Below are 1580 nucleotides of genomic sequence, written 5' to 3'. Positions count from 1 at the left end.
GCGACATCGAGTTCCTCGATCCAGCCGAGCGCACCTCGATGCTCGAGAGCTGGATTCGTCCCGGGCTCGTGGTCGGCTCGGTGACGTTGGCGGACGAGTTCACGCGGACGGTCGAGCGGTTCCCCGATGCAACGGCTGTGGTGGCCGACGACTCGGCGCTGTCCTACGCAGAGTTGGACGCGCGGGCTAATCGGTTGGCACGGCACCTGATCTCGCTCGGGGTGGGTCCGGAATCGTTGGTGGCGGTGGCCATGCCGCGGTCGCCGGATCTGATCGTGACCCTGTTGGCGGTGATCAAGGCCGGTGGCGGGTATCTCCCGATCGATGTGACCTACCCGGCCGATCGGCTCGCATTCCTGTTTGCCGACGCTGCCCCGATCTGTGTGCTCTCGACCGCCGCCGAGATCGACGGGTTGCCGGTGGGGGATCTGCCGGTCGTGGTGCTCGATGCACCCGAGACTGTGGCGCGACTGAAGGGCATTCCCTCACTTGCGGTTACGGACACGGATCGTGTGGCACCGGTCAATCCCGACTCCGTGGCCTACGTGATCTACACCTCGGGCTCGACCGGCACCCCGAAGGGAGTGACTGTCTCCCACCGCAGCGTTCTCACCCTGTTCGCGAACACCCGAGACCGGTTCGGGTTCGACGAGGCGGACGTGTGGACGATGTTCCATTCGTATGCATTCGATTTCTCGGTGTGGGAGCTGTGGGGTCCGCTGCTGCACGGCGGCAGGCTCGTGGTGGTCGACTACTCCACGGCACGCTCGCCCGAGCTGTTTCTCGAGCTCCTGCGGCGTGAGCACGTGACCGTGCTCAACCAAACTCCCTCTGCCTTCTACCAATTGGCAGATGTCGAGCAGGCCGCGGCCGAGAGGCCGGACGGGCTCTCGTTGCGGTATGTGATTTTCGGTGGAGAGTCGCTCGATCTGGGTCGGCTGGTGCGGTGGTATGCGCGCCGCGAGGACAGCGGACCGCAGCTGGTCAACATGTACGGAATTACGGAAACCTGTGTCCACGCGACGTGGTTGCCGCTGGATTCCCAACTCGCCGCCTCGACGTCGGCGAGCGTTATCGGTCAGGGCATTGCCGGTCTGCGCACGTCGGTCCTCGACGGTCGCCTGCGCATGGTGCCGGTGGGGGTGGTGGGTGAGTTGTATCTGGCGGGTGTGCAGTTGGCGCGGGGCTATCACGAACGGCCGGGTCTGACGGCGGGTCGGTTCGTGGCGGATCCGTTCGGGGCGCCGGGGGAGCGGATGTACCGGACGGGGGATCTGGTGCGGTGGCGTGCGGATGGGCAGTTGGAGTATGTGGGGCGCAGTGATTTCCAGGTGAAACTGCGGGGGTTCCGGATCGAGTTGGGGGAGATCGAGGCGGCGCTTGCCCGGCACGACGCGGTGGCGCGGGCGGTGGTGGTGGTTCGCGGCGAGGGTGGGGTGGACCGGTTGGTGGGGTATGTCGTGCCCGAGGTGGGGGTGGGGGTAGATGTCGAGGAGTTGAGGCGGTTCGTCGGTGATGGGTTGCCGTCGTACATGGTTCCGGCCTCGGTGGTGGTGCTCGACGGGTTGCCCGTGACTACC

1 protein-coding gene is annotated in these 1580 nt (G+C 66.1%); it reads left to right on the top strand.

The window, feature by feature from the left end; translation table 11 throughout:
- Positions 1-1580 (top strand): amino acid adenylation domain-containing protein (locus AC3ERS_RS36550; RefSeq protein WP_431972729.1); only part of this gene is annotated, 1580 nt, incomplete at both ends.

The organism is Nocardia sp. bgisy134 (assembly GCF_057708325.1).
The sequence above is the reverse complement of the archived record's forward strand: the minus strand, read 5'-3'. Positions and strand labels throughout refer to the sequence as shown.